The following is a 26,249-nucleotide window of genomic DNA, read 5'->3' as shown; positions in this document are numbered from 1 at the left end:
GGGGACGGGAACCACCGGTACCTGTACCTCTGCTCGCGGGCCCCATGCGGCGGGCCGCCGCCGGAAGGTTTCTCCGTCATCCTTTCGGCGGAGCGCCCACCGCGTGGAGGGGAGCGGCACCCGTTGCCGCGGATACCGCTCCCCCGGTGCTCAGCAAGGTCCCCGGTGCGGGGTCACCTGCCGTAGTAGGCGTTGTGGACGGTGACGGACGCCTTGCCCTGCGGGTACGTGAAGGTGGCCTGGAGGGAGACCGACGCGCCCTTGTCGGGGTTGCGGACACCGACCCTGCCGTTCCGTACGGGCAGCTCCTGCCAGGTCGTACCCCCGTCGTACGAGGCCCTGACCTGCGACCAGGTGACGTTTCCGGCGGCCGCCGGGCCCTGGAGGCGCAGGGGTACGAGCTGGGTGACGCCCGCCGGGACCGTGCCGTCGGTGTCGACCGCGGCGCCGAAGCGGACCGTGGACAGCGGCAGCCGGGTGCGGGACGCGGTCGTGGCGGAGTGGAAGTGCCAGTGGGCGTCGATCCGGTCGGCGGTCCGCGCGACGGACGGGTCGCGCCGGATGGAGGTCTCCAGGGAGTAGGCGCCCGGTCCGGCGGGGACCGTGAAGGTGCCGCTGCCGTCCAGCGGGTCCTGGTTCCGGATCAGCTCGGTGTCGTCCCGGCGGAGGACGGTGTCCACCGACGAGTACACCGAGGAGCCGGGGTTGCCCTGGCCGTCGGCGAACACCGGCAGCGCGGCCCGGATGGTGTCGCCGTCGCGGAATACCCCGAAGTCGCCGGTCAGCAGCGGGCCGTGGACCCCGGTGTGGAAGTTCTCCCGATAGGTCTTCCCGGGCCGGTAGGTCTTCGGGGCCGGGAAGTAGTGGCTGCCTTCGTGGACCTCCTGCCCCTGGGCGTCCCGGCCGTAGATGTAGCTCTCCATGTCCCAGGTCACCTGGTCCCCGGTGGAGAGCCAGACCGTGCGGACGCCGGGTGCCGGCTGCGGTACGGGGTACCAGGACCAGCCGCCCTTGCCGGGGACGTGGCCCCGCACCGACAGGTGGCTTTCCTTGCCGGGGGCGGAGGCTCCGAGGCCGACCTCGACCTTCGCCATGTCACCGACGGTGTACTGCTGGGTGAAGCCGGTGGCGAGCCGGCGGGCCGGGCCGCCGGTGGTGACTCCGTAGTCGGTGGTGCCCCGGTTCCACTGTCCCGACCAGATCTGGCGGAGCGAGCCGTCGGTGACGTCGGGGCCGACGTGTGCGGTCCGCAGCAGGTCCGACCCCGTCTGGAGGGCACTGCCGTGCTGGTCGCCGCCGCGGCCCACCACGTACTCCGCTTCCAGGTACTCCCGGTTGGCCTGGGCGTCGGGCACGGTGATGGACACGGGCCGGGTGGTGCGGGCGTCCAGGGCGACCGTGGTGTCACCGGTGAGGCTCAGCTTCGGCTGGACGACGCGGTCGGTCGCGGACGTGGGAGCGGTGGGGTCGCTGACATCGATCGCTTCGAGCGCGTAGTCGCCCTTCGGGAGCCGGAGGGTGACGGTGCCCGTGGACATGTCCGGTTCCACGCGGCGGCCCTTGGCGAGCCCCGCGTAGCCGACGACGTCGGTGCCCCAGTTGGCCATCCCGGGCCGCTTGACGTGGTGGAGCGTCAGATCGTACGACTCGACCTCCCGGTCGACAGCGGCGGCGGTACGGATGGTCCGGCCGCCGCCGGTCGCGGTGACGGCGGCCGAGTAGTGGCCGTCGGCGGTGCCGCCGAGGCGGGTGTCGGCGGTGAGGCCCACGGCGGCGGTGCCGCCCGCCGGGACGGTGACCCGGGGGGTGTCCAGCGCGAAGAACCCGGCCGGGGCGGGGCTGCCCCCGGGGCCGGTGGTCTCGACGGTCAGATCGAGGGTGACGGGCTCGGTGCCCGTGTTGCGGTACGTGACCCGCTTGGTGACCGGGGTGTCGTCGTGGTGCGGCCACCGCTGGAGACCGAAGTCGAAGGAGACCGGCTCGGCGAGGACGGTCTGCCCGATGGCCCGGTCCACGGCGATCCGGCCCGATCCCTGCTGGTAGGCGGTGTGGTTGCCGGGTTCGGCGGACCCGGTCAGGGCCGCCTTGAGCCGGGCGGGGGTCCAGGTGGGGTGCTTCTGCTTGAGCAGCGCCGCCGCGCCGGCCACGTGCGGGGCCGCCATCGACGTACCGGACAACGAGGTGTAGCCCGCGGGGTTCTGCCCGGGGACGCCGCTCGCGGCGGCGGCCGTGATGTCCACTCCGGGGGCGGTGACGTCCGGCTTGAGTCCGCCGTCGCCGACGCGCGGGCCCCGGGAGGAGAAGTCCGCGATCCGGTCCTGGTCGTCGACCGCGCCCACCGTGAGGGCCGCGTCCGCGCTGCCGGGCGAACCGATCGTGCCCGCGCCGCGGCGGCCCTCGTTGCCCGCCGCGACCGCGAAGAGGACGCCCTTCTCCGCGGACACCTTGTTGACGTGGGCTTCCAGCGGGTCGATACCGGGGTGGTCGGTGCCGCCGAGGCTCAGGTTCACGATGTCGGCGCCCTGGGCGACGGCCCAGTCGATGCCCTCGATGATGCCCGTGAAGGTGCCCTCGCCGGAGTCGTTGAGCACCTTGCCGTTGAGGAGCTTCGCCCCGGGCGCGACGCCCTTGAACTTCCCGCCGGACCCCGCGCCCGTACCGGCGGCGGTGGACGCGACGTGCGTGCCGTGACCGTTGCGGTCCCTGGCGTCGGGCGCGTCGCTGAAGTTCCGCTCGGCACTCACCTTGCCGACGAGGTCCGGGTGGGTGGTGTCGATGCCGGAGTCCAGGACGGCTAGGGTGACGCCCGTTCCGTCGTGGCCCGCCTGCCAGGCGGCGGGCGTGCCGATCCTGCCGGCGCTGGTGTCGAGCGTGGCCCTGACGACGGCGTCCAGCCAGATCCGGTCGACACCGGGCTCGGTCGTCGCCATCCCCCCTCGCCCCGGCCGGGTGAGGGCCCGCCACAGGGCGGAGCCACCGTCCGGCGGCGCGGTCAGCGCGTCCGCGCCGAGGGTGCTCAGGCCGCGGCGCCCCTCGCTGTCGGCGGCGGAACGCGCCTGGGCACGGGCGGTCTTCGCCGCGTCGCCCCGGTAGCCGACGATCGTCCTGAGGCCCTTCGCGTACGCCGACCGGGCGGCGGGACTGCTCAGCTCGGTGATGTCGAAAAGCTGTCGGTCGAGACGCCCGGACGAGATCAGCCGCTGGGCGTCGAGCGGGATCGCGTAGGTACGGCCCTGCTGGGTGTGGGTCCGGATGGGGATCCGCCGGCGGTCCTCGGGCCGCTCGAATCCGGTGATCCGGCCCTTCGCGTCGACGAGCACGCGGTCACCGGTGATCAAGGTGATCCGGTGTCGCCGGTCCTGCTGTATCTGCTGTTTCTGCTGTTTCTGCTGTTCCTGTTGTATCTGCTGTATCTGCTGTATCTGCTGGGCGGGTTTCGTCGCGGCCGGGTCCGGCCGTTGCCCGACGCTCGCGGATCTCGCCATGGATTCGGTCACGGCCGACACCGGGCTGGTCAGGCCCGCTGTCAGCGCCACGGCCGCCGCCGCGACGACGGCAGCCCTGTACGCCTTGCTGTGATGATGCACATCTCCCCCTGGGGATGAGTGGGCATGAGTGGGCCCGTCCCCGTGGGAAGCGATCCGGGACGGGCCTGCGCTCCCATCGTGGAGGAACGCGTTCAACAGCAGGTCAACACAACGTCAACCACCGTGCCGCACAGCGGAGTCGGAGTCCGCCCGACGATCGGCCCACGACGGACACCGCATCTGAGCCCACGGCGACCAGCCCACCCCACTACCCGCCTGACCTGCGTAAACGCCTCGCCACTCGGCCCGGACTCCCGCTACAGTCCGGGCCATGCGCCCCTTGCTCCCCCTCCTCACCCCCTGTCTCCTCCCGGCCGGTGACCGGCTGACGCGCTGCCGGGCCGTGGCAGCGGCGATCGAGGCGGGCGACCCGGCCCGTTGGGAGCGGCTCGACAGCTCGCTCCACTGGTCTTCGCGGGGGCACGGGAAGGGCGGCAGGCTCCACTGGGCCGCGAACGAACGGTGGCTGGGCATCGCCGACGGCACCGGGGGCCCGGGGAGCGTCGCGGACGGCTTCCCGTCCGTGCCCGAGCTGGCCATCGGACTCGGCCACCACGGGGAACGGGTCCTGCGGGCCGCCCTCCCGGCGGCCTCCGGACGCCCGGAGCTGCTGCCGCTGCTGCTGATGCGGTGCGCGCACGGCGCTCCGGCCGTACGGAACGAGGCCCGCCGCCTACTGGAGGCCGAACTGTCCTCCCCCGTCGCGGAACTGCCGGAGCTGCTGCCGCTCGCCCTGCTGCTGAGCACCCACCGGCACGGCCGCTGGGGCTGGCGGCTGCTGCGCCGCCTGCTGGGAGCCGCGGCGGCCGACGAAACCGCGCGCCGGGCCTGCGCCGATCCCCACGACGGCCTGCGCCGGGCCGCCGTGACCCATGCGCTCAGCAGACGGCTGCTCACCGGGGAGCAGCTGGCGGCCGTCATCGAACGGGAGCCGCACCCCTACATCCGCGAACTGGCCGTGGCGGGCGGGCTCCAGGACGGCCTGCTGGCATCGGAGCTGCTCGTACGGCTGGTCTCCCGTGACCGCGAGCCGCGGATCCGCGCCCTGGTCTGGCGGACCGGCGTACGGGACGGGCTGTTCGCGCCGGAGCACCTGGCCCGACTCGCCGCCGGGGCCAGGGACCGTACGGTCCGCGGCGTCTGCACGGACATGGTCCTCCGAGCCGTCCGTACGGGACATCCGGAACGTTTCGGTCTGATGGACGTGCTGCTCGGGGCGGTGTACGGGGCGACCCGTGCGGCCGCCGTCGCCGTGCTGCCGGAGCTGGGCCGTGGCGCGGAACTCGAAGCGCACCTCGGTGACAGCGCTCCCGTCGTCCAGGAGACCGCCTACCGCGCGCTGGTGACGGCCGGCCGGGATCCGCGCGCCCTGCTGCGGGCGCGCTGCGCGGACCCGGCCGGTGTTCCCTCGTACCTCCTGGCGTTCCTGGTGCGCCATGCCGAGGCGGGGGACGCGGCGCTCTTCCGGAGCGTGCTGGCCGGGCCCGGCGGGAGCCGGGTGCGGACGGTCGCGCTGGCCGGGCTGCACCGGCTGGGCAGGGTGCCCCGGGAGGAGTTGCTGCGGCTCCTGGGGGACCCGCACCCCGGCGTCGTCGACCAGGTCCTGCGCTGGCTGCTCCCCTGTGCCGAGGATCTGCCCGAGTCCCGGATCGCGGCCCTGCTGGCCCCGGCCAACCCGCGCCATGTCCGGCGGGCGGGGGTGTGGCTGGCGGAGTGGTACGAGCGGCAGGGCCGGATCCGGCTGCTCACCCCGTACGCCGGGGACCCGGACCCCTGGATCGGGGGAAGGGCCCGGTGGGCGGCCCGGGGGTGGTGACGGAGGGGGTGACCGGCGCCGCGCTGGTCAGCCGGTGCGGGTCAGCCGGTGCGGGTCAACCCGCGCGGACTCCGGCGACGATGGTCTCCGCGACGCGTGCGGGAGCGATGTCGGTGGTGTCGATGACCCGGGCCTCCCTCCGGAGCCAGGGCAGGGCCTGCTCGTACGCGGTCAGGTGGTCGAGGCGCCACTGCCGGGCTTTGACGCTCTCGGGGACGGTGTCGGTCTCGATGCGCCGGACGAGGGTGTCCCGGTCGGTGTGCAGCACGACGTGGTGGACGGGGATGCCGGCTTCGGTCAGCCCGTCGTGGATCTCCCGCCAGTACTGCTCGGTCAGGACGGTCTGCGGGACCACCAGGGTGCCGCCCACATGGTCGAGCACCTGGCGCGCGGTTTCCACGACCAGTCCCCGCCAGGGCGGGAAGTCCTGAAAATTCTTCGGCACGCCGAGTACATGCCAGAGCATGTAGCCGACCTGCTCGGCGTCGAAGACTCTGGAGTCCGGGACGAGGGCGGTCAGCTCCTTCGAGGTGGTGGTCTTGCCCGCGCCGAAGGTGCCGTTCAACCAGATGATCATGTTTTCCAGGCTACGAGACCGCAGGCGGGTCCGGCAGCGGATCACTCATATCTCGCCATACGGGGCCGGTTCCGGGGCATACGGAAGGGGTCCGGCAGGGAATGCCGGACCCCTTCGCTGGAACGCCTGGGTCAGTCTCCGATGAAGTAGAGATAGCCCGAGAGACGAATGGCCTGGTGGGCCTGGTCGATGACCTGCCTCACCACGGGGGTCTTCTCCTCGTCGGGCAGCTCTTCCAGCTCGGCCACGAGCCGCACCAGCTGCGGAGTGTTGAACATGGTGTGGTCGTACGGCGTGATGCCGTAGCGCAGACTGTGCTCGGGCGCTCGCCGGCACATCGCGCGGAACGAGTCCTCCGCGTCGTCGCAGAGTGTCTCGACGACCTCACGCCCACGGTTGAGTTTCCGAATTCCCAGGCCCATTCCGGCCCTCCTCTCCTCGCTCCGCCTACGGCAGAGTCGGGTACATGGTGATGAGGTCGCCGTACTCACTGACCACGATGGTGACCCACTTGGTTTCCCCCGCCCCGGTCGTCTTGGAGGACACTCCGACGATCTTGTTGATACGGACCTTCTTCTCGAAGTAGGTGGGTCCGCCGCTGGCCGGCTTCCACTCACCCGGGTCCGTGATCGCCTGGGAGAAGATATCTCGCATGTCCGACAGTGTGAATTCGGACTTGAAGAGGCCCTTCGTGTCATCGACACCCACGCCACCCGCGAAGTGGAAGTTCCGCAGCCCCTTCAGCGCAAGCGTGTCGAGGGCGACCTCGGCAGCGCCCTTCTTGGGCAGATTCTGGCCGGTGGGGGTGAACTCGCAGCCGTCCCAGCCGTCCCAGCCGTTGAAGCTCGCCGCCCGCGCCACCGGGGCGAAGCCCGCCCCTGCCGCGAACGGCACCGCCAGGGAGGCCCTCGACGCGGTCTTCGGACGGGGAGGGGTGGGGCAGACGACGCCCTTGACCCCGTCGATGGCCTTCTCGGCCTTGTCGACCAGCTCCCTCGCCTCGGTCGACTTGTCGAGGAAGTCGTTGATGCCCCAGATCGTCTTACTGATCTTCGGCAGCTTGCTCAGCAGCTTGGCGGCCTTGCTCCAGGGCAGGGCTTCGACAACCGCCCACAGACAGGTCGGGATGTCGGGGTCGTCCCAGCACTCCATGAGCTTCTCGGCGGCGAGTTCGACCAGCAGCTCGGCGCCGTTCTCCATCAGGTAGTCGAGCAGGTCCTTCTGCGCGAGCGCCTTGGCCGCCTCGTACTCGGCCAGGCTGATGCCGGCGGCTTCGAGCGCTCTCCGCTCGGCCTCCGACGGATCACCGCCTGAACTCTGCTTCCCGGCCCTCGCGGCCGCCTCGCGCCGCTGGCGCTCCAGCTCGCGCTGGTACTCCTCGGCCCGCTTGGCGGCGTCGTCGGCCTCCTTGGCGTAGGTGCCGGCGTTCTTGGCCGCCGTCTCGGCCGACTTGGCGTGCTCCTCGGCGGAGGTGGCGAGCCGGTCGGCGTCGGCGGCGTCCTTCTCCGCCTGGGCGGCGGCGCCCTGGGCGGCGCTCGCCTCCTGTTCGGCGTGGGTGGCGGCGCTCTGGGCGGCCACCGCGTGGTTCTCCGCCTCGGTGGCCGCGCCCCGGGCGCGTTCGGCCTCGGCCTCGGCCTGGGTGGCGGCGTTGCGGGCGGCCGCCGCGTCCGCGAAGGCCTCGCCCGCGGACTGGCGGGCGAGCTTCGCGTCGGCCTGCGCCTGGGCGTCGGCCTCGTTGGCGCGGGCGGCCGCGGCCCGGGCCTTGGCGCCGTCGTCGGCGGCCTGGGCGGCGGACTTCATCGCGGCCACGGCGGAGCGCGCGGCGTCGGCGGAGGAGCGTGCCGCCGCTGCCGCCGCCTTGAACGCGGGTGCGACCTGGGCGTTGGCCTTGGTGGCCGCCGCCTCGGCGGCCTCGGCGGCCTTGACGGCGTCGGCCGCCCTGGTCTCGGCCTTGGTGACCTCGGCCTGTCCCAGCGCCAGGGCCGCCTTGGCGACCTCGGTGGCGAAGTCCGCGTTCACATCGGTGCCGGTGAACGGCTCGGTGAGACGGATCGCGGTGTTCGCCGGGTCGGCGATGCCGGCGGCGGTGGTACGGGCCGATGTGGCGGCCTGGACCGCCGTGGTGGCGTGCAGGCGGGCCATCGCCGCCTCGCGGGTGGCGCCCTCGGCCTCCTCGCGGGTGCGGTTGGCGGCCTGGAGGGCGTGGTTGGCCTCCATCGCGGCCAGCCCGGCGAGCCGGGAGGCCTCGTGGGCGGCGATGCCGGCCCGGGCCTCCTGCGCGGTGGCCTCGGCGGCCTTGGCGCCTGCCCGCTGGGCCGCCGCGCGGGTGGCGGCGGCCTCGGACTCGGCCCTGTTCGCGGCCGCGTCCGCCGCGAAGGCGGCTCCTTCGGCCTTGTTCGCGGCGGCGTTGGCGCGCGCGGCGTGCGCGGTGGCCTCGCTGGCCGCCGCACGTGCCCGCGCGGCCGCACCGGCGGCCTCGATGGCCGCCGAACGCGAACGCATCGCCGCCGCGGACGCGTCGTTCGCCGCGCCACGGGCGGTACCGGCCGCGGCCCCGGCCCCGTTCGCGGCGGACCGCGCCTCGGTGGCCGCATCGCGCGCGGTCTCGGCGTACTCGGTGCCCTTGGCCTTGGCGGCCAGTGCCTCGGTCGCCCGGGCGCGGGCCTCCTCCGCGTTGTGGGCGCGCTCGGCCGCCACCGCCCTGTCACGGGCCGTGCGGGCCTTGCCCTCCTCGCCGCGTGCCAGCTCGTCGGCCCGGGAGGCGATGCCCTCCTGGGTCTGCGCGGTGGCCCGGCGCTCCGCAGCGACGGCCGCGGCGGCCTGGGCATCGGCCCGCCGGGCGGACGCGGTCCGCGCCTCGGCCTCGGCGACGGCACGGGCCTGCGCGGCCCGGTCCCGCTCCTGCTCGGCGCGGACCCGGGCGGCTGCCGCCAGGTCGCGCTCGCGCTCGGCGATCACCCGCTGCTCGGCCGCGACCTTGGCCTGGCGCTGCGCCTCGATCCGCGCGTCGCGGGTCTTCTTCGCGTGGCTCCACGCCTGCTTCTCGGCCTGCTCGGCGTCGATCCGCGCCTGGCGGGACTTGGCCGCCGCGTCGGCGGCGATCCGTGCCTGCCTGGCCGCCGCGTCCGCGAGCTTGGCAGCCGCCTTCGCGTGCTGCTCGGCGTTCTCCCGCCACTTCACGGCCTGGCGCGCGTGCAGCTCGGCCTGGTTCTTGGAGTTCAGGCCGGCCGCGTTGGCGGCCGTCGCGTCCACCGCGTGCCGCGCGGTCGCCGCCGCCGTGGCCGCCGCTTCCGCACTGGCCGCGATGCCCGTCGCGACCTCCGACCACTGGACGCCGTGGGTCAGCCCCGTCTCGACCAGCACATCGGCCTGGACCTTGGCCTGCGCCGCCGCCACCTGTGCCTGGACGGCCGCGCCCTCGGCGATGCCGACCTGCCGGCCGATCTCGGTCTTGACCGGACCGTAGTCGGACAGACGCTTTCCGGCCCGGTCGGCGGCGAGCATCCGGTCCGCCTCGCGGGACTGCGACGCCGCCGCGCTCATAGCGTTCGACGCGGTCTTGAGCGCCTTCACCGCCGTGCCGTGCGCGGCGATCAGTTTGGTACGGGCCTCTGCGGCGCGCGCGGCGTTCTCGGCCAGCTTGCGCAGCCTCTCGGTCGCCTCCAGCGCCTCCTTCAGCGCCTGCTCGTGCGCGGCGCGGTCGTCCGCGTCCTTCCGCGCGGCGACGAGGTAGCCCTTCTCCAGGAACTCGGTGATCGCCTTGTCGTCACCGGTGGCGAGGGCGGCCTGCGCGGTCCGCTTCACCTCGGGGCCGCCGACGGTGGCGAGCATCTCGACGCGCTTGCGGTTCTCGGCCGCGCGCTCCCGCTCGTTCTGCTCGGTGGCCTGGTCCCGCTGCCTGGCGATGTCGGCACCGAACGCCAGGAAGTCCTCGCGGTCCCGGGCCGTACCCTTCAGGACCCGCTCGACCTCGGCGTTGAAGTACGGGCCGCCCGTGCCGCGCAGCGCCTCGATCCGGAGGCGGTTGGCGACGTCGGCGGCGTCCTTCTTGTCCTTGGCGCGCTGGCGCGCCTCGGCCTCGCCGCGTTCCAGGAAGTCCCGGATCGCGTTCGGATCGGTGCTCTCCAGCGCCTTCCTGGCGGCCTCGCGGACTTCCTCCTCCTCGTCGAACTCCGCGTAGTCCTGGACGAGCTGCCGGTCGAAGTCCGCGCTCAAAGTGTCGAAAGCGGAACGCGCCGGGGGCGGCACGGCCGCCGTCGGCGCGGTCGGCGCGGCCAGGGCCCGGGCGGACGCGAGCGCCTCACCCGCCGGCCGCTGCGCGGTGGCGGCGCCCGCCTCCCCGGCGGTCACGCCGAGGACGGCGAGGGCCAGGGCCGTGGCCACCGCCCTGCCCATCCTGCCGGGCGCACGGCCACGTATGTTTCCGGCCCTCGGCCGGAATCTTCCCTTCACGGGAATCCCCCTCAAATGATCGGTCGGACAGAGGAATCGAGGAATCGAGGAATCAAGGAATCGGAGCAGGACAAGAGCCCCTGCCCGCGGGTACGCGGACAGGGGGAACCGGTCGGAGTCCTGGCTTCCGAAGTTGTTGCGGGTGGTGTCGGGGGCTACGGCTGGTACAGGCCCGGCGGAACATGTCGCCGCCGGGCCCGTGACGTCAGCCCGCCATGTCAGCCCCTGACGCGGCTCTCGCTGTCCCGCGCCCGGTCCGCCATGTCCTGCCAGAAGGCGGCCGCCGCTCCGGCCTCCGCCTGCTCCCCGGCCCAGTCGTGCTGACGGGCCTCCGCCGGCAGGGTGATCTGCTTCCAGACGCCGTCCGCGCTCTCCTGCGAGAGCCGGGCGATGTTCTGCCAGTTCTCCGCCTGCACCCTGGTCGCCTCCTGCTCGGCCAGCCACGCCCGGTGCGCCTCGTCCGCGTGATCGGCGACCGTGCGCCAGGCCAGTTCGGCCTCGGCGCGCGCCTTCGCGGTGTCGGCGGCGGACGTCAGCGCCGCCTCGGCGGCCACGGCCCGCGCGACCAGCAGCGACAGCTGGTGGTGGCGCCGCACCTCGGCGTCCGCCACCCGCAGCCGGTACGCCTCCACGTCCAGCGCGGCGCCCGTCGCCCAGCCGTAGCCGAAGAACTCGGCGATGTCCGCGTCCGTGGCACCGGCCCGCAGCGCCCACTGCGCCGCCACGCGGACCTGCTCGCCCGGATCGCCGTCCGCGAGCGCCCGTACGAAGGCACGGTCCCGCTCGGCGATCTCCAGCCGCTGCGCCGCGTCGGCCTCCCGCTTGAGGCGGTCGCGCTGCTGGGCCTCGGCGTAACCGGTCCGTACGAAGGCGGCCCGGTCGGCGTCCGTACCCTTCAGCGCCTTCTGCGCGGCGGAGCGCACCTCCGGCGAGAACGCGGCCGGGTGGGTGCTCACCACCCGCTCGCAGAAGGCCCGGTTGCGCGTACGCGTGTCCCGCAGGCGCTGCTTCGCCCCGTCGTAGCCGCCGCCGGGGGCCAGCCACTCCGCGATCGCCGCGTCGCCGCGCGTGCTGCGCAGCGCGTTCCACGCGGACGTACGAATTTCGGCGGGCAGGCCGGATTTCGCCAGCCGCGTCACCCGGTCGCGTGCGGCGTTCGCCGCGGCCGCCACCATCAGGGCCGATGGATCGGCCGGTACGGGGGCCACGGCCACGGCCACCGCGCTGTGCGCCTGTACGGGCGAGACCCCCACGAGCACCCCGCCACCGGCCAGCACGCCGGCCACCAGCCCGGACGCGATCCATCTGCGGCCTCTCGCGCCGCGCGTGGTGAAACCTGCCATCACTGTCGCTCTCCCCCTTTGTCACAACGGGTGGTACGCCGTCGTTCGTCTGCCGAGTACCGCTGTGTCGTCCTGCCGTGCGGCCGCCGTCGGGGCACCGGGGTTCGGGCCCCGGCACCGGGTCAGGGCGCCAGCGGTGCGGAGAACTTCCATGAGGCCGCAAGGGTGGGTATCGCACCCGGCGCCGCATCGGGAAGCTTCAGGCCGCCGCCGGCGTAGAGCGCCCCTTCCGAACGCGTCAGCCAGTTCACGCCCTTTCCGGCGGGCTGGGTGAAGCCGCTCCCCCCGAAGAGCATGGCGTGATCGCGGGCGCACCATGAAGCACTCTTCCGGAATGCCGTGCTCCGGTCGTCGGCGGCGAGTTCCACCCGGAGCCCGTCCTTCTCGGCCTTGCCGCTCCTGAGGTAGTGGCCCGGCTTGCGGACGGACTCGAAGGAGTAGCAGCCGGCCTGGCTCGCGAGCGCGGGCAGGACGACCCAGGTGGCGTCCTCCCGCTCGGCCTTCGCGCTGGTCGACTTGACCGTTTCGCCGAGGACGACCTTCCCGCCGGACAGGCTCACATAGCCGGGGCTGCCCCACGGGGCCAGCGACTGGCGCTTGAGCCGGTACTGCGTGTCCGCCTTCAGGAACTGGGTGACGTCGTCGTCGCTCCCCGCCAGGGCCTTCTTCGCGGCGGCCACCAGGTGGGGGTTGACCCCGGTCTTCTCGGCGGCGGCCTGGATCTGGAGCGCCAGCCTGCGGTTCGCGTCGGCCAGCTTCTTGCGGCGGTTCTCGGCATCGCGCTTGTACGCGGCGTCCGCGCCGGTGTGGATGTACGCCTTCCACACCGCCGGGTCCGGGCTGAGGACGGCGCGCTGCGCCTCGATGTACAGCTCGGTGGTCCGCTGGTCGGGGGTGGCCTGACGGAGCAGTTCCCGGAGGAAGTTGTCGTCGGCGAGAGCGAGCATGGCTTCGGAGGCGGTGAGGCCGAACAGGGCCGCCGTGCTCTTGCGCGCGGCCAGCTCCTTGAGCCGCTCGGCCTCCTTGCGGTCCCGCTCCGCCAGCTCCTCCAGTTCCCTGGCCACGTCCCGCTGGTGGGCCTCGCGGGCACCGTTGACGATGAACTCCCGCCAGGCGGCCGCGTCGCCGGCCAGCGCCTGGAGCGCCGCCGTCCGCACCTCGGGGCCCGACTCGGCGTGTCCCGCGACGGCCCGGACGAAGTTGTCGTCGGCGAGGGCCAGCAGCTCCGGAGTGCTCGGGATGCCGATGGTCAGCAGGACCTGCGACCTGGCCTGCCGGGCCGCCCGCTCGGCCTCCGCCTTGTCCCGTTCCCGCTGCTGGTCCAGCCGGTACGCCTCGTGGATGCCGGTCACGATGAAGGCCACGTGCTCCTCGGCGGAGGTGCCGGCCATCGCGCTCTCGGCGGCGGTGCGCACCGCGTCCATCCGCTCGCCCGCCGCGTCGGCCTTCTGCCAGATGGCGTGGATGAAGTCGTGGTCGCTGAGGAGCAGGACATCGGGGGTCGGGTCGAGGCGGACGACGGCGGCGGCCTCGACGCGCTGGATGTCGGTCGTCCCGATGCCCACGGCACTGGCGACCGCGTCCGGCGCTCCGGGCGCGGTGTCGGCGGCCGCGGCCGGTACGGCGGTGCCGGTGACGGCCGCGAGAACGGTGGCGGCGACGAGGCCGCGCATGGCGGTCCGCCGTCTGCGGGCGGAGGCGTTGTGCTGAGCGTTCATGGGTGTGCGAGGACTCCTCTGCCGCCGGGCTGCCGGCGGCTCTGCGTGAGCGGGGTGGTGTGCGGCGGCTGATCCGCCGCGCGGGCGGACAGCGGGCACGCCGAACGGACGTCGGGCGGGTGCGCGCCGCGTGGTCGTCGCGGAGTGCGCCCTGACCCAACGTCAGGAGGGAGGTTCATTGGCCGGAACACGACGGCGGTCCGGCTGGTCAGCAGGACCCTAACGTCCGCATAGCGAACACCGCAATGATCTTTCTGATGTGCTGACAGATCACCGCGTGCTGGACACCGGATCAACGGGAAGACAGCGGCCCACGGGGCCATCGGACCCTGCGGGATCCCGGAAACGGTCATTGCGGAATTCAGTAAGCGGCGGTTACGGTTCCGGTACCGGCCTGGCCGGGATGCATGCGGAAGGGACCAGCGGAGGGCCACACTCCTTCCGTCTTCCGCGTGCTCGGAGGAGTTCGTTCACAACCGGGGGAATGACTGTGCACCGCACCACTGTGTGCAGGGCCACCGCGACGGCGCAGGCCGGTCTCGCGGTGTTCGGCGAGCCAGGGAACATCAGCACCGCGGCCACGGCGGCATTCATCCGCTAGAGCACCGGCCGGCACGGGGAAAGGACGCTTCCCGTACGGCCGACAGGTGACGTCGAAACCCTGTCGGCTCCTGCCACCACCGCCACCATCGGCACCGGCACCACCACCGCCACCATCGGCACCGGCATCGGCGAATCCCTCGCCTGCCGGCGCGCCTTCCTTCCGTCGCCCCGCGCGGCCCCGCACACACGGCCGTCCGGGCCGTCCGTACGGGGACCGGCGGCGCGGGCGACGCCCTACGCGTTCCCCCGGGACGGTCGGCGCACCCCGCCGCGCCCGTTTCGGCACACCCATCGAGTCGCCCAAGAGCGGCGACAGCACAAGGACTACGGACATCAGCATGCACAAGAGACGGGTTCTCCCCTCCGCCCACGTACGCAGGGCCCTCACCCACGGCATCGTGGCCACCACCGCGCTCGCCGCCCTCGGTGTCGCCGTACCCGTCACGGCCGTCGCCGAGCCGTCGAACGCGGTGGCACTCGCGGGCACGATCGGGACCACCGACGTCCAGCGGGTCGACGCCGCGGCCGTGGTCCGCCTCGACCCCACCCCCGATGTGCTCCTGCTCAGCGACGACGACTTCATCCACGCGCTGTGGCAGAAGGCCCGGGACGCGGGCGAACGGCTCGACTCCGTGCGCACGGCCGCCGAGGACGCCATGGCCAGTACCGTCGCCGACGACCACGTGCACTTCATCACCACCGGCATCCACCAGGCCTACGAGCTGGACAAGCAGCGGGAACGGGACAGGGACGAGGCCGACCGCGCGGCCCGGCAGGCCAAGTCGCAGGCGCTGCTCGCCATCGGCATCCCGAGCACCCCGGAGCTGCTGGCGCTCAGCGACGACAACTTCGTCCGCGCGATCGCACGCCACGCGGCGTCCGGCCCGGAGGTCCGGGCCGCGGCGGCCACGGCACTGACCGGTGACGCGGCCGCCTGGCGCGATTTCATCGTCAACGGCGCCCGCGAGGCCCATCAGCGGGACGTGGCCAGGGAACTGGAGGAGCTGGCGGAGCGGGACCGCAAGGAGGCCGAACGCCTCAAGGAGCTGGCGGCCCGCAACAGCGCCGCCGCACTGTTCCGCACCGTCCCCACCGAGGCCGCGCTCGCCCTCGCCGACGACAACTTCATCCGGGAGCTGCTGCGCGTCGCCCCCGCCGACCTCCAGGGCTCCGAGCTGTACGCCGCGGCCCAGCGCGCGGTGCTCAGCCCCGACCCGGCGGTGTGGAAGGAGTTCATCCACACCGGTGCGGACGCCGCGTACAAGCGCGACGACGAGAACCGCCGCAAGAAGATCGCCGAGGCCAACCGCAGGCTGGCGCTCCAGATCCAGGCCGCCGCCGAGAACGGCGGGGTCCACCCCCATCTGGTGGCCGCCGCCAAGAAGGCGCTGGCGGGCACCGACGAGGCCGTGGCCGATTTCCTCAAGGAGGACACGCAGTACCGGCTCAAGCGCCAGTCGTTCCAGGCCGCCGACGCCAAGCTGCCCGGCTGGTACGCCCGTCAGTCCCTGGCCGACGGCGGCGAGGGCTTCCTCGCCCCCGTCGACGCCAGGAACAGGCAGGCCGACCGCGAGGACGCCACCTGGACCGTGCTGCCCTCGCTCGCCGGCCGGGCCGGCTGCTACTCCTTCGAGTCCGTGCGCAAGCCCGGCCACTACCTCCAGGCCGACGCGGACACCCTGCGGGTACGGGTGGCGGCGGACGACCGCAGCGCGAAGTTCCGGGAGACGGCCACCTGGTGCGCCCGCAAGGCCCTGATCGGCTCCGGGACCTCCTTCCAGTGGGGGTACGGCAAGGAGGAGCGCTGGCTCCGGCACATGTCGGGCGACCTCTTCGCGGCCCAGCACTACGACAACAACGCCAACAAGACGCCTTCCACCTGGAAGGTCTCCACACCGCTCGCGCCCTGACCCCGCCCGCCCACCGGCCGAGCCCACCCCGCAAGAGAACGGACCCCCCTGATGTTCCGGACCGCCCGCACCGCCCTGGTCGCGACCGTCGGTGTCGTCGCGCTGATCGGCGGCACGGCCACCGCCGGCGCCAACCAGTCCCCGGCCCCGGCCGCCGCCGACCCGGCCGCCACGTCGGCCGCGGCCGACCCGTCGTACGTCCAGCTCCAGGTGAAGCACAGCGGCAAGTGCCTCACCGTCGCGAAGGGCAGCTTCAAGGACCGGACCGCCGCGGTGCAGTCGGCCTGCGCCCCCGAGACGGACCACCAGCTCTTCCGGATGGTCCCCACCGGACCGGGCACCTTCGAGCTCCGCCCCCGGCACAGCGGCAGATGCCTCACCACCGGCTCCGGCCACCAGTGGAAGGCCCTCCAGATCTGGTGCGGCGGTGTGCCGGAGCAGCGCTGGAGCGTGAACCTGGCCGATGTCGCCACGAACCTGTACGAGGTGCGCCCGGACGTGGCCTCCGAGTACTGCCTCACCGTCAGCGGGGCCGCGGTCGAGGAGAACACGGACACGTACATCGGCCTGTGCAAGGGCAGCTCGGCCAGCCGGTGGCAGATCCTGCCCGCGGCCTGACCCGCCACGGGCCCGCCGCACCACCCTCACTCCTCCCCCTGTACAGAAACGGACTCACCATGTCACGGACCATCCGGGCGGCCCTGGCCGTCGGCGCCGGTCTCGCCCTGCTCGTGGGCACGGCGACCACCGCGCAGGCGCTGCTCCCTGGACCCGTTCCCCCCGCCGGCCACCCCGCGTCGCCGCACCCGCCCGGCTCCGCCGCCGAGGCCGCCGCGGCGGCGAGGAAGGCGGCGATGATGGCGCGCGAGGGCGTCCAGGCGGAGAGCGCCGCTGCCACGGCCACGATCGTCGAACTGAAGGTGCAGCACAGCGGCAAGTGCCTGGACCTCGACCGGGGCCGGGCGGACAACGGCGTCAAGCCCTGGCAGTCGGAGTGCGTCGGCTCCGCCGCCCAGCGGTGGCGCATGGTCCCCATCGCTGCCGGCACCTTCCAGCTGCGGCTGGCGACCAGCACCGGAAAGTGCCTGGAGGTGGCGAAGAACAGCACCGCGTCGCCCGCCGTCGTCCAGCAGTCCCCGTGCTCCGGCGGCCCTCAGATGCGCTGGCGGGCGACCCTCGTGGACCAGCCCGGGAACCTCTTCCAGCTGCGCCCCGACCATGCCGAGGGCCTCTGTCTGGACATCGAGGGCGCCGGGACGGGCAACGGCGTCTCCGCACGGCAGGCGAAGTGCACCACGTCGGCGGCGCAGCTCTGGCGGATCACGCCGGTGGCCTGACCGGGCACCGCTCATCCCGCCCGTATCACCGGCGTGGGGGCCTTCCCCCGCGATCCGGCCCCTGCCTACGCTCCCGGGATGGCCAGAACCTCACTGCCGTCGGTGTCCCTGCGCAGCCGTAAGGGATCCGTCCGGCTGGAATCCACCGGGCTCCTGCTCGAACTGGACGGTGTCCGAAGACGCATACCGCTGCGGGCGGTCGCCACCGTCCGCGCGGCCGCCTCGGGGCGGTCCGCCGTCACCGTTGTGCTGACCGCCCCGCACGGCGCCGACCCCGTCACCTACCGGGTCGGCGCACCCAACGACGCCTCCGCCACCGCGTTCGCCGACGCCGTCAACACCCGGCTTCCCGCCCGCACTGCGGACGAGCCGCCGGTGAACGGCTCCGACCTGGTCGAGATCCTGGCCGACGCCGCCCCGAAGCGGCGCGGCGCGTGGTCGCGCCCGTCGGAGTGGGACCTCGTGATCATTCTTCTGGTCGGCGTTCTCGCTCTGCCCGTCCTCGCCTATCTCGCCGGGTTGGTGCATCTGATCGCCACCGGGGAGTGGTTCCGGCTCCTGATCTATGTGCTCGGGGTGAAACCCCTGCTCTTCGGCGGGTTCGGCCTCGGCGCCGGTCTGCACGCGCTCTACCTCCGCGCGCTGCTGCGCCTGCGGGGAGTCTCCGTCCTGGCACAGCCAGGGAAGAGCAGCAGCGGTAAGTTGACCTGCCGCTTCACCGACGCGTCGGGCGCCGCCCGCACGGTCGAGGTGGACGACGCCTCGCTGGTCGTCGACGGACAGGTCCCGGTCGTCTACGACCCCCGCAACCTGTCCCGGGCCGTGGGCAGGTACTCCCTCGGCAGCTGGGTGTTGCGCACGCTGGGTGTGCTCCTGTGCGTACCACTGCTGGGCCTGGGTCTGATGATGGTTCCGTACCAGGTGATGCGCTCGTTCCTGTAGGCCGCCCGCCCGCCTCTCGCCCACCTGCCCTCGTCCCCTGATTCCCTGCCCTCCTCGGCCCTCGCGACTCTGCGACCCTCCGGTCCCCCAGCGCACATCACCGACCGATCAATGTCCCCCTTTTGCCCGGGAACAGGAGGATTCCCCCGCAGGGCAAGCGAGTTGTACGCGGGGGGCGCGCGGTAGTGCGCTGGGTCTCAAGCTGATCACAAGGCGAAGGAAGTTGGCCGAAAGGTTAGGTGTACCTTCCCTAAGTTGTAGGCTTATCAGGTCAGTTCGGTGTGGGGAGGCATGCGGTGTCCATGAACGACGTCCGCCTGGTGGCGAATGGTCTTGACGTCGGGCACGCGGGTCGCCCGGTTCTTCGGCAGGTCGATCTGGAGCTGCGGTCCGGCGCGATCACCGTGCTGGTCGGGCCCAACGGCTGTGGCAAATCGACCCTGTTGCGCACGGTGGCCGGGTTGCTGCCGCCGATCGCGGGCGAGGTGCGCATCGATGGCGAGCCGGTCCAGAAGCTGGCCCGCCGTACGCTCTCGCAGCGGCTGGCGTTCCTGCCGCAGACGTCCCACGCCCCGGCCGGGGTGACGGTTCGTGAGCTGGTACGTCATGGCCGGTACGCGCATCGTGGCGCTCTCGCCCGGCACACCGGGGAGGACACCGAGTCGATCGAGTGGGCGCTCGGCGTCACCGACGCGGAACCCCTCTCGGACCGCAGGCTGGACGAGTTGTCCGGCGGCGAGCGCCAGCGTGCCTGGCTGGCGATGGTGCTGGCGCAGCGCGCGGGGGTGCTGCTGCTGGACGAGCCCACCACCTATCTCGACATGCGGCACCAGTTCGAGGTGCTCGACGTCGTGCGGCGGCTGGCCCGCGAGCACGGCATCGCCTGTGGCGTGGTCCTGCACGACCTGATGCAGGCGGCGGCCTACGCCGACGAGGTCGTCGTCGTCGCGGACGGCGGGATCACCGCGTCCGGGGCACCGGAGGAGGTGCTGACCCCGGATGTCATCGATCGTGCCTTCGGTCTGCGGGTCAACGTCGTCCGGGATCCGGGGACCGGGTATCTCGCCTGTTTCCCGCAGCGGTCGGAGAGCCACGACCGGCCCGTCACCAAGACCTGAGCCCCGAGTCCTGAGCCCCGAGTCCTGGGGCCGGAGTCCCGAGCCCGGGTCCCGGGCCCCGATCCCGTCGGGCTTCTTCGTCATCACCGCCTCACAGCGGTTTCACCAGCGTTTCCCGTACACCCGTACACAAGGAGAGTTCCACCATGCAGAGGATTCTGCGCGCCCTCGTCACGGGCGGCACCGCCGCCGCACTCGCCCTCACCGTCGCCGGCTGCGGCGGCGGCACGGCCGGTGACTCGGGCGGCGGCGACAAGTCCTCCGGGGACAAGGGCGCCGGCAAGATCACCGTCAGCACCGCGCAGGGCCAGGTCAGCCTGAGCAAGCCCGCCACGAAGGTGGTGTCGCTGGAGTGGACGTACGCCGAGGAGCTGGTGGCCCTCGGGGTCCCGCCGGTGGGCAACGCCGACAACGAGGGCTACGGCACCTGGATCACCGCGAAGGGCGCGGCCCTCCCGGACAGCGTCACCGACGTCGGCGGGCGCAACGAGCCGAGCCTGGAGAAGATCCGGTCACTGAAGCCGGATCTCATCGTCATCGACAACGAGCGATCGAAGGCGAACCTGAAGGCGCTCCAGGACATCGCGCCGGTGGTGGCGTTCACGTACACCACCCAGCCGCAGCTGGAGACGATGAAGAAGAACTTCACCGAGCTGGCGAAGGCGGTCGGCAAGGAGGACAAGGCCACCGAGGTCAACGGGCAGATCGACGCCAAGGCCGCCGATCTGAAGGCGCGGCTGGAGAAGGCGGGCAAGGGCGGCCTGACGTACACCGTCGCCCAGGGCTTCACCGCCAACGGCACCTCGTCCGCGCGGGTGCTCACCGATGACGCCATCACGCCCCAGGTGCTGAATCTCGCCGGTCTGAAGAACGGCTGGACGGGCAAGGGCGACGCGTGGGGCATGACCACGGTCGGCGTCGAGGGCCTGACCAAGGTGAACGCCGACTCCACCTTCCTCTATGTCGCCGCCCTGAAGGACAACCCGTTCACGGGCGCCTTCGCGGACAACGCCGTGTGGAAGGGCCTGAAGTTCGTGAAGGAGGACCGGGTCCTCCCGCTCGACCCCGGCACCTGGCTCTTCGGCGGCCCGCTCTCCGCGCTGCACGTCCTCGACGAGACCGGCAAGGCCCTGAAGGTCTGATGACCGTCCCCGCCCGTCTGCTCGGCCGCCGCCCACCAGCCCCGCTCGTGGGCGGCGCCCTGCTTCTCGTACTGTGTTCCGTCGCCGTCGTCCATCTCAGCATCGGCGCCTCCGGGGTGGGCACCGGCGACATCGTGGACCTGGTCCTGGGCCGGGGCTCCCCCCGTACCTGGGACATCCTGGTGGGCAGCCGGCTGCCCCGGACCGTGACCGGGCTGGTGGTCGGGGTCGCCCTCGGGGTCTCCGGCGTCCTCGTCCAGGGAGCCACCCGCAACCCCCTGGCCGCCCCCGACACGCTCGGGGTCAACGCCGGGGCCTACTTCGCCGTGGTGCTCGTGGCGTACACCGGGGTGAGCCTGGGTCCGCTGCCCACCGGCGGCGCGGCCTTCGTCGGCGGTCTCCTCGCCGTCTCCGTGGTCTATCTCCTCAGCCGCAGCGGTGTCCTCACCCCCGGCCGGGTGCTGCTCGCCGGGGCGACCGTCGCCCTGGCGGGGACCGCGGGGGCCGAGTTCCTCCAGATGCTCGATGTGGAGAAGACCCGGGGGCTGTTCTTCTGGGGCAACGGAACCCTGCTCCAGGCGGATCTGGAACGGCCGCTGACGCTCGGCGCGGTCGTCCTCGTGGGCGCGCTGGTGGCACCGCTGCTGGCCCGCCCGCTCGATCTGCTGGCCCTCGGCGACGAGACCGCCGAGGCGATGGGCGTACGGGTGGAACGCATCCGTCCCGCCGCCTTCCTCCTCGCGGTGCTGCTCTCCGCCTCGGCGGTGTCGCTGGCCGGTCCGATCGGGTTCATCGGCCTGATCGCGCCCGTCATCGTGCGGCAGCTGGGCGTCCGCAGGCATGCGCTGCTCCTGCCGATGGCGGCGGTGCTCGCCGCGACAGTGCTGCTCGCGGCGGACGCGGCCGCCCAGCTGGCCGTACCGCCGTCCGCCGTCTACACCTCGGAGATCCCCGTCGGCGTGGTCACCGCCCTCATCGGCGGCCCGGTCTTCATGCTGCTCGCGCGCCGGGTGAGCACCGGTGACGCCGACACCGGCGCGGCGGTCACCGTGTCGGGGCAGCGGCGGACCCCCGCGTACGCGGTGGCGCTCGGCGGTGGACTGGTCGCGCTGGCCGTCGCGATCGCGGTGTCGCTGCGGATCGGTGACGTCGACATCACCTGGAGCCAGCTCGGGGCGGCCCTGTTCGGCTCCGCCGAGGAGGCCACCGAGGCCGTGGTCGACTACCGGCTGCCGCGTGTCCTGGTCGCCGCGCTGGCCGGGGCCTGCCTGGCCGTGGCCGGTGCGGCGGTCCAGGCCGTCGTGCGCAATCCGCTGGCCGAACCGGGGCTCGTCGGGGTGACCGGCGGGGCGTCCCTCGGCGCGGTCGCCGTGATCGTCGTCGTCCCCTCCGCCCCGGCCGTGGCCCTCCCGGCCGCCGCCGCGATCGGGGGCGTGCTGATGCTCGCCCTCGTGGTCTTCGTCGCCCGGGGGAGCCGGGCGGGCGGGCGTTCAGGACTCGACCCGACGCGGGTGGTCCTCGTCGGCATCGGGGCCGCCGCGACCTCCATGGCCCTGGTCAACATCATGGTGGTCAGCGCGCAGATGAACATCTCGGCCGCGCTGAGCTGGCTCGCGGGCAGCACCTACGCCCGGGACTACACCGCGCTCGGCTGGCTCGCCCTGCCGGCGCTGGTCGCGGTGGCGCTCGTGGTCGTGGCGAGGCCGGTGAACCTGCTGCCCCTCGGTGACGAGCTGCCCCGCGCGCTCGGCCTGGACCTGGGGAAGGCCCGGCTGCTGGTGCTGGGCGCGGGTGCCGTGCTCGCGGCCGGCACCGCCGCGGCCGTCGGCGCGGTGGGCTTCGTCGGACTGGTCGCACCGCACCTCGCCCGGCGCATCGTCGGCAACGGCACGGCGCGGATGGTGCCCATGGCCGCCGTCCTGGGAGCCGTCCTGGTCGTGGCGGCGGACGCGCTCGGACGCTGGCTGCTCGCCCCGACGGAGATCCCGGTCGGCATCGTGACCGCGCTGATCGGGGCGCCGTACCTGGTGTGGCTGCTGCGCCGGACGCAGGACGTCTGACCGGCCGCCGCTCCACAGGTCGTCCGCCGGCCGTTCGGGGGTTCGGTGACCCTAACCCCCGAACGGCCGGCGGGCCGCGATCCGCGGGTCAGGACCTCTGGCCCACCGTGGCCGCGGGGCTCTTCACGGCCGGGCCGTCGAAGGGCTCCGCCCCGGGCCTGAGGGTGCGGGCGACGAACACCCCGACGAGGCACACGAGCGCGGACGCCAGACAGACGGCGGCGAAGGCGCCGGAGAAGGCGGACCGGGCGAGCGGCTGGAGCGCGGGTTCGACCAGGTCGAAGTGCCCGGTCTCGACGGCGGACCACGCGGACGGGTCGACCTCGGGAGCGGCCCCCTCCAGCCGCTGGGAGAACAGGGCTCCGAAGACGGCCACACCGGTCGCGGTGCCCAGCGGGTAGGAGGCGTTGGTCAGCCCGGAGGCCATTCCGGCCCGGTCGGCGGGGACCGCGCTCACCGCCACCCCCATCAGGGGCGGGAAGATGACGGCCCCTCCGACACCGAGCAGGACGAACCCGGTGGCCGTCACCGCCTGCGCCACGACCGCCGGTCCCACGGTGTCCCCCGCCGCCGCGGCCAGGGCGAGCAGCCCGAGCCCCTGGAGGGCGAAGCCGCCGGCCACCAGCCGGTCGGGGGCGAAGACGCGTTGCAGCCGGGCGACGAACAGGCCCGCCACCAGCAGGCTTCCGGTGAGCGGCAGCAGGTGGAGGCCGACTTCGAGGGCCGAGTACCCGTGGGTGCTCTGGAGCCAGAGCGTGGTGAACGCGAGGACGCCCAGGCTGGACATGCGCGCGAGGAAGCCCAGGACGGCCGCTCCGGAGAAGGCGCGCACGCGCAGCAGCGTCATGTCGATGAGCCCGCCGCCACGGCGCTGACCGGCCACGAGGCCCACGGCGAGAATCACCGCGAGGGCGGCGGACGCGAGGACGTCCGGTGCGGTCCAGCCGGCTTCGGGGCCGGTGACCAGCGGATAGTGCAGGGCCAGCAGGGTGCCGACGGCGAGCAGGGCGCCGAGGGGGTCGATCCGGCGGCGGGTGTCGCGCGGCGCGGCGGACTCGGGCATCCGGGCCAGGGCGCCGGCGACGACCAGCAGGCCGATCGGCACGTTGATCAGGAAGATCCACCGCCAGCCGAGGGTCTGCACGAACACGCCGCCGACCAGGGGTCCCAGGGCGCCGGCGGCGGAGGCGATGGCCGCGAACCCCGCGATGGCGGCCTGGCGGCGGGCGCCCTCGTAGGCGGCCGCCAGGAGTGCGAGCGTCGGCGCGAACACCATGGCTCCGCCCAGGCCCTGGGCGGCCCGCGCGGCGATGAGCGTCCCGGCGTCGGGGGCCAGTCCGCAGCCGGCGGAGGCGAGGGTGAAGAGCGCCATCCCGGCCGTGAAGACCCGGCGCCGCCCGACGCGGTCGGAGAGCGCGCCCGCGCTGAGCAGCAGGGCGCCGAACGCGAGCGAGTAGGCCGACACGGTCCACTGCACCCGGCCGAGTCCGGCGTCCAGGTCCCGGGAGATGTCCGAAAGCGCGACGTTCACGATGGTCACGTCCAGGGTCATCATCACGCCACCGGCGCTGACCAAGGCGAAGGTCCATCGGGGAGTGCGAGGGCGGGAAGGCACCGCTGATCACCTCGAATCGGGAGAAATCATGGAGGTCAAAGGGAGGTCAAAGTTTGGTAAGCCTAACTTCGCTGACACGAGTTGATGGCGTGTCACGGACAACGTGGCCGAAAGTCGATCTTGTTGGCTGAGTGAGGTGTGCCTAACCTAACTGCGGCCCGGGTCCGTCCGCCCAGGCCGATCCGAACCACCGGAACAACGGAGCTGTTTGATGCCCATCCCCCCCGACCATCCCGTTCCCGCGCTGCCCGAAGTGGCCCCCGCGGCCTGGCGGGAGGCCAATCGCCGGCTCCTCGCCAAAGCGATCGGCGAGTGGTGCTTCGAGGACATGCTCAAAGCGTCGGAGACCGGAGACGGCGGCTACCGCGTCGATCTCGACAGCGGCACGACCTACGCGTTCAGCGCCACCCCGGGAGCGTTCGGCTGGCTGCGGGTCGACCACCGGTCGATCACCCGCACCGCCACCAGCATGCTCGGCAACGCGGTGGCGGAACCCGCCTGGGACGCGCAGCAGTTCCTCCTGGAGGCGGCCTCCACCCTGGGCAGCGACGCCTCCACGATCGCCACCTACTTCACCGAGCTGTCCGCCACGCTCGCCGTCGATGCCGCCCGCATCACCCACGGCGGGGAGACCGTCGCCCAGCTGCGCACCCTCGGCCACACGGAACTCGAATGCCGGATGACGGGGCACAACCTCCTCGTCGCCAACAAGGGCCGCATCGGCTTCTCGGCCACCGACGTCCAGAAGTACGCCCCCGAGTCGGGCCAGTCGCTCCGGCTCCAGTGGGTCGCCGTGCACCGCGGACTCGCCGAGTTCCGGGGCACGTCGGAGCTGTCCGAGCACGAGATCCTCGCCCGCGAACTGGACGAGGCGACCCGCACCCGCTTCACCGCCGTGCTGGAGGCCGCCGGAGTCGACCCGCAGGGCTATGTGTGGATGCCCGTCCACCCCTGGCAGTGGGACCACGCCGTCCAGGTCCTGCACGCCGCCGACATCGCGCAGCGCCGGATCATCCCGCTGGGCGACAGCCCGGACGCGTATCTGCCCGGCCAGTCCATCCGGACGATGGCCAATGTCGGCACCCCGCAGCGGTACGACGTCAAACTCCCGCTGAAGATCCTCAACACCCTGGTCTGGCGGGGCATCCCGCCGCACTGCACCGTGGGGGCGCCCGTCGTCACCCAGTGGCTGCGCGGCCTGGTGGAGCGCGACACCTTCCTGACCGAGCAGTGCCGGACCGTCTTCCTCGGCGAGGTCGCCTCCGTCACCGTCCGCCACCCCTACCTCTCCAAACTGGAGGACGCGCCCTACCAGCACCTGGAGACCCTGGGCTGCATCTGGCGCGACTCGGTCACCGCGCGCAAGGACCCGAACGAGCGGGTCCGTACCTTCGCCTCGCTGCTCCACACGGACCACACCGGTGACGCGTTCGTCGCCGAACTCGTCCGCTCCTCCGGCCTCGACGCCGAGGAGTGGCTGCGGCGGCTCTTCGACACGCTGCTCGTCCCGCTGATGCACGTGCTGTACCGGTACGGCGTCACCTTCAACCCGCACGGACAGAACACGCTGATCGGCTACGACGAGAACGACGTGCCGACCCGCCTGTATCTGAAGGACTTCGTCGACGACGTGTGCGTGTCCTTCACCGATGTGCCCGAGCGCGGCCCCGAGCCGGACGGACACGACCACGTCCTGCCGCGCAAGCACCCCTCGATCATCCGGCAGCACGTGGTGGACCAGGTCTTCGTCGGCCACTTCCGCTACCTCGCGCCGCTCTGCGCCGACCAGCTGGGCGTCCCTGAAGAAACGTTCTGGCGAATGGTCCGCAGGACCATCCTCGACTTCCAGGCGCGCTTCCCCGAGCTGTCCGAGCGGTTCGCCGAGTACGACCTGCTCACCCCGGAGATCCCCCGCTACGGCCTGAACCGCGACCGGATCGTGGTCACCCGCTACGGCGACCGGGCACTGCGCCACGCGCTGTACCCGAATGGCACGCATCCCAACCCGCTGGCCGAGGACTGAGGAGAC

At 72.9% G+C, this 26,249-nt stretch carries 16 protein-coding genes; 9 read left to right on the top strand and 7 right to left on the bottom strand.

Annotated elements, in window-relative coordinates; all coding sequences use genetic code 11:
- Positions 1–173: 173 nt before the first annotated feature.
- Positions 174–3,485: a S8 family peptidase gene (locus SYYSPA8_RS11960; protein ID WP_407705994.1), complete on the bottom strand. Its 3,312-nt coding sequence runs from the start codon at positions 3,483–3,485 to the stop codon at positions 174–176.
- 373 nt (positions 3,486–3,858) lie between these two features.
- Here SYYSPA8_RS11960 and SYYSPA8_RS11955 point away from each other — a divergent pair, with 373 nt between their 5' ends.
- Positions 3,859–5,403 (top strand): hypothetical protein, encoded by a 1,545-nt coding sequence (locus SYYSPA8_RS11955; RefSeq protein WP_323447073.1) that lies wholly within the window; start codon positions 3,859–3,861, stop codon positions 5,401–5,403.
- A 55-nt stretch (positions 5,404–5,458) separates the two neighbouring features.
- Here the strand turns inward: SYYSPA8_RS11955 and SYYSPA8_RS11950 are convergent, their stop codons facing one another.
- The 5 genes from SYYSPA8_RS11950 to SYYSPA8_RS11930 all read right to left on the bottom strand — a co-directional run bounded on the left by SYYSPA8_RS11950 (position 5,459) and on the right by SYYSPA8_RS11930 (position 13,493).
- On the bottom strand, positions 5,459–5,980 hold the full coding sequence (locus SYYSPA8_RS11950) for an AAA family ATPase (protein ID WP_323447072.1): 522 nt from the start codon (positions 5,978–5,980) through the stop codon (positions 5,459–5,461).
- 131 nt (positions 5,981–6,111) lie between these two features.
- Positions 6,112–6,402: a hypothetical protein gene (locus tag SYYSPA8_RS11945; protein WP_323447071.1), complete on the bottom strand. Its 291-nt coding sequence runs from the start codon at positions 6,400–6,402 to the stop codon at positions 6,112–6,114.
- A 25-nt stretch (positions 6,403–6,427) separates the two neighbouring features.
- Positions 6,428–10,363 (bottom strand): hypothetical protein, encoded by a 3,936-nt coding sequence (locus SYYSPA8_RS11940; protein WP_323447070.1) that lies wholly within the window; start codon positions 10,361–10,363, stop codon positions 6,428–6,430.
- Between the two features lie 287 nt (positions 10,364–10,650).
- The gene (locus SYYSPA8_RS11935) at positions 10,651–11,775 is read right to left on the bottom strand and encodes an ALF repeat-containing protein (protein WP_323447069.1); all 1,125 of its coding nucleotides are present in this window, start codon (positions 11,773–11,775) and stop codon (positions 10,651–10,653) included.
- Between the two features lie 122 nt (positions 11,776–11,897).
- Positions 11,898–13,493 carry an AbfB domain-containing protein gene (locus SYYSPA8_RS11930; protein ID WP_323447068.1) on the bottom strand — a complete coding sequence of 532 codons (1,596 nt, stop codon included), beginning with the start codon at positions 13,491–13,493 and terminating at the stop codon, positions 11,898–11,900.
- Between the two features lie 941 nt (positions 13,494–14,434).
- Between SYYSPA8_RS11930 and SYYSPA8_RS11925 the strand changes: the two genes are divergently transcribed.
- The 7 genes from SYYSPA8_RS11925 to SYYSPA8_RS11895 all read left to right on the top strand — a co-directional run bounded on the left by SYYSPA8_RS11925 (position 14,435) and on the right by SYYSPA8_RS11895 (position 22,605).
- Positions 14,435–16,006: an AbfB domain-containing protein gene (locus SYYSPA8_RS11925; protein WP_323447067.1), complete on the top strand. Its 1,572-nt coding sequence runs from the start codon at positions 14,435–14,437 to the stop codon at positions 16,004–16,006.
- 51 nt (positions 16,007–16,057) lie between these two features.
- Positions 16,058–16,624 (top strand): RICIN domain-containing protein, encoded by a 567-nt coding sequence (locus SYYSPA8_RS11920; protein ID WP_323447066.1) that lies wholly within the window; start codon positions 16,058–16,060, stop codon positions 16,622–16,624.
- Between the two features lie 59 nt (positions 16,625–16,683).
- Positions 16,684–17,343, top strand: coding sequence for an RICIN domain-containing protein (locus tag SYYSPA8_RS11915; RefSeq protein WP_323447065.1), 660 nt, complete (start codon positions 16,684–16,686; stop codon positions 17,341–17,343).
- Positions 17,344–17,421: 78 nt separating this feature from the next.
- Positions 17,422–18,285: a hypothetical protein gene (locus SYYSPA8_RS11910; protein ID WP_323447064.1), complete on the top strand. Its 864-nt coding sequence runs from the start codon at positions 17,422–17,424 to the stop codon at positions 18,283–18,285.
- Between the two features lie 302 nt (positions 18,286–18,587).
- A complete protein-coding gene (locus tag SYYSPA8_RS11905) occupies positions 18,588–19,403 on the top strand; it encodes an ABC transporter ATP-binding protein (RefSeq protein WP_323447063.1) in 816 nt (271 codons plus the stop codon).
- A gap of 146 nt (positions 19,404–19,549) precedes the next feature.
- Positions 19,550–20,545 (top strand): ABC transporter substrate-binding protein, encoded by a 996-nt coding sequence (locus SYYSPA8_RS11900; RefSeq protein ID WP_323447062.1) that lies wholly within the window; start codon positions 19,550–19,552, stop codon positions 20,543–20,545.
- On the top strand, positions 20,545–22,605 hold the full coding sequence (locus SYYSPA8_RS11895) for an iron ABC transporter permease (protein ID WP_323447061.1): 2,061 nt from the start codon (positions 20,545–20,547) through the stop codon (positions 22,603–22,605). The genes SYYSPA8_RS11900 and SYYSPA8_RS11895 overlap by 1 nt, the downstream gene beginning before the upstream one ends.
- 88 nt (positions 22,606–22,693) lie before the next feature.
- Here SYYSPA8_RS11895 and SYYSPA8_RS11890 read toward each other — a convergent pair whose 3' ends face one another.
- Complete coding sequence (locus SYYSPA8_RS11890; RefSeq protein WP_323447060.1) at positions 22,694–24,220, bottom strand: MFS transporter; 1,527 nt, start codon at positions 24,218–24,220, stop codon at positions 22,694–22,696.
- A gap of 211 nt (positions 24,221–24,431) precedes the next feature.
- Here SYYSPA8_RS11890 and SYYSPA8_RS11885 point away from each other — a divergent pair, with 211 nt between their 5' ends.
- Positions 24,432–26,243, top strand: a complete 1,812-nt coding sequence (locus SYYSPA8_RS11885) for an IucA/IucC family protein (protein ID WP_323447059.1) — start codon at positions 24,432–24,434, stop codon at positions 26,241–26,243.
- Positions 26,244–26,249: the final 6 nt, after the last annotated feature.

The sequence above is a fragment of the Streptomyces yaizuensis genome (assembly GCF_034961445.1).
GTDB classification, from domain to species: Bacteria; Actinomycetota; Actinomycetes; order Streptomycetales; family Streptomycetaceae; genus Streptomyces; species Streptomyces yaizuensis.
This window is presented reverse-complemented; position numbering and strand designations above follow the sequence as displayed.

Coding starts and splice junctions, on each gene's coding strand:
- SYYSPA8_RS11935 (WP_323447069.1), bottom strand. CDS start 11,775: ATGGCAGGTTTCACCACGCGCGGCGCGAGAGGCCGCAGATGGATCGCG.
- SYYSPA8_RS11955 (WP_323447073.1), top strand. CDS start 3,859: ATGCGCCCCTTGCTCCCCCTCCTCACCCCCTGTCTCCTCCCGGCCGGT.
- SYYSPA8_RS11920 (WP_323447066.1), top strand. CDS start 16,058: ATGTTCCGGACCGCCCGCACCGCCCTGGTCGCGACCGTCGGTGTCGTC.
- SYYSPA8_RS11905 (WP_323447063.1), top strand. CDS start 18,588: ATGAACGACGTCCGCCTGGTGGCGAATGGTCTTGACGTCGGGCACGCG.
- SYYSPA8_RS11915 (WP_323447065.1), top strand. CDS start 16,684: ATGTCACGGACCATCCGGGCGGCCCTGGCCGTCGGCGCCGGTCTCGCC.
- SYYSPA8_RS11960 (WP_407705994.1), bottom strand. CDS start 3,485: ATGGCGAGATCCGCGAGCGTCGGGCAACGGCCGGACCCGGCCGCGACG.
- SYYSPA8_RS11900 (WP_323447062.1), top strand. CDS start 19,550: ATGCAGAGGATTCTGCGCGCCCTCGTCACGGGCGGCACCGCCGCCGCA.
- SYYSPA8_RS11895 (WP_323447061.1), top strand. CDS start 20,545: ATGACCGTCCCCGCCCGTCTGCTCGGCCGCCGCCCACCAGCCCCGCTC.
- SYYSPA8_RS11925 (WP_323447067.1), top strand. CDS start 14,435: ATGCACAAGAGACGGGTTCTCCCCTCCGCCCACGTACGCAGGGCCCTC.
- SYYSPA8_RS11950 (WP_323447072.1), bottom strand. CDS start 5,980: ATGATCATCTGGTTGAACGGCACCTTCGGCGCGGGCAAGACCACCACC.
- SYYSPA8_RS11885 (WP_323447059.1), top strand. CDS start 24,432: ATGCCCATCCCCCCCGACCATCCCGTTCCCGCGCTGCCCGAAGTGGCC.
- SYYSPA8_RS11910 (WP_323447064.1), top strand. CDS start 17,422: ATGGCCAGAACCTCACTGCCGTCGGTGTCCCTGCGCAGCCGTAAGGGA.
- SYYSPA8_RS11945 (WP_323447071.1), bottom strand. CDS start 6,402: ATGGGCCTGGGAATTCGGAAACTCAACCGTGGGCGTGAGGTCGTCGAG.
- SYYSPA8_RS11930 (WP_323447068.1), bottom strand. CDS start 13,493: ATGAACGCTCAGCACAACGCCTCCGCCCGCAGACGGCGGACCGCCATG.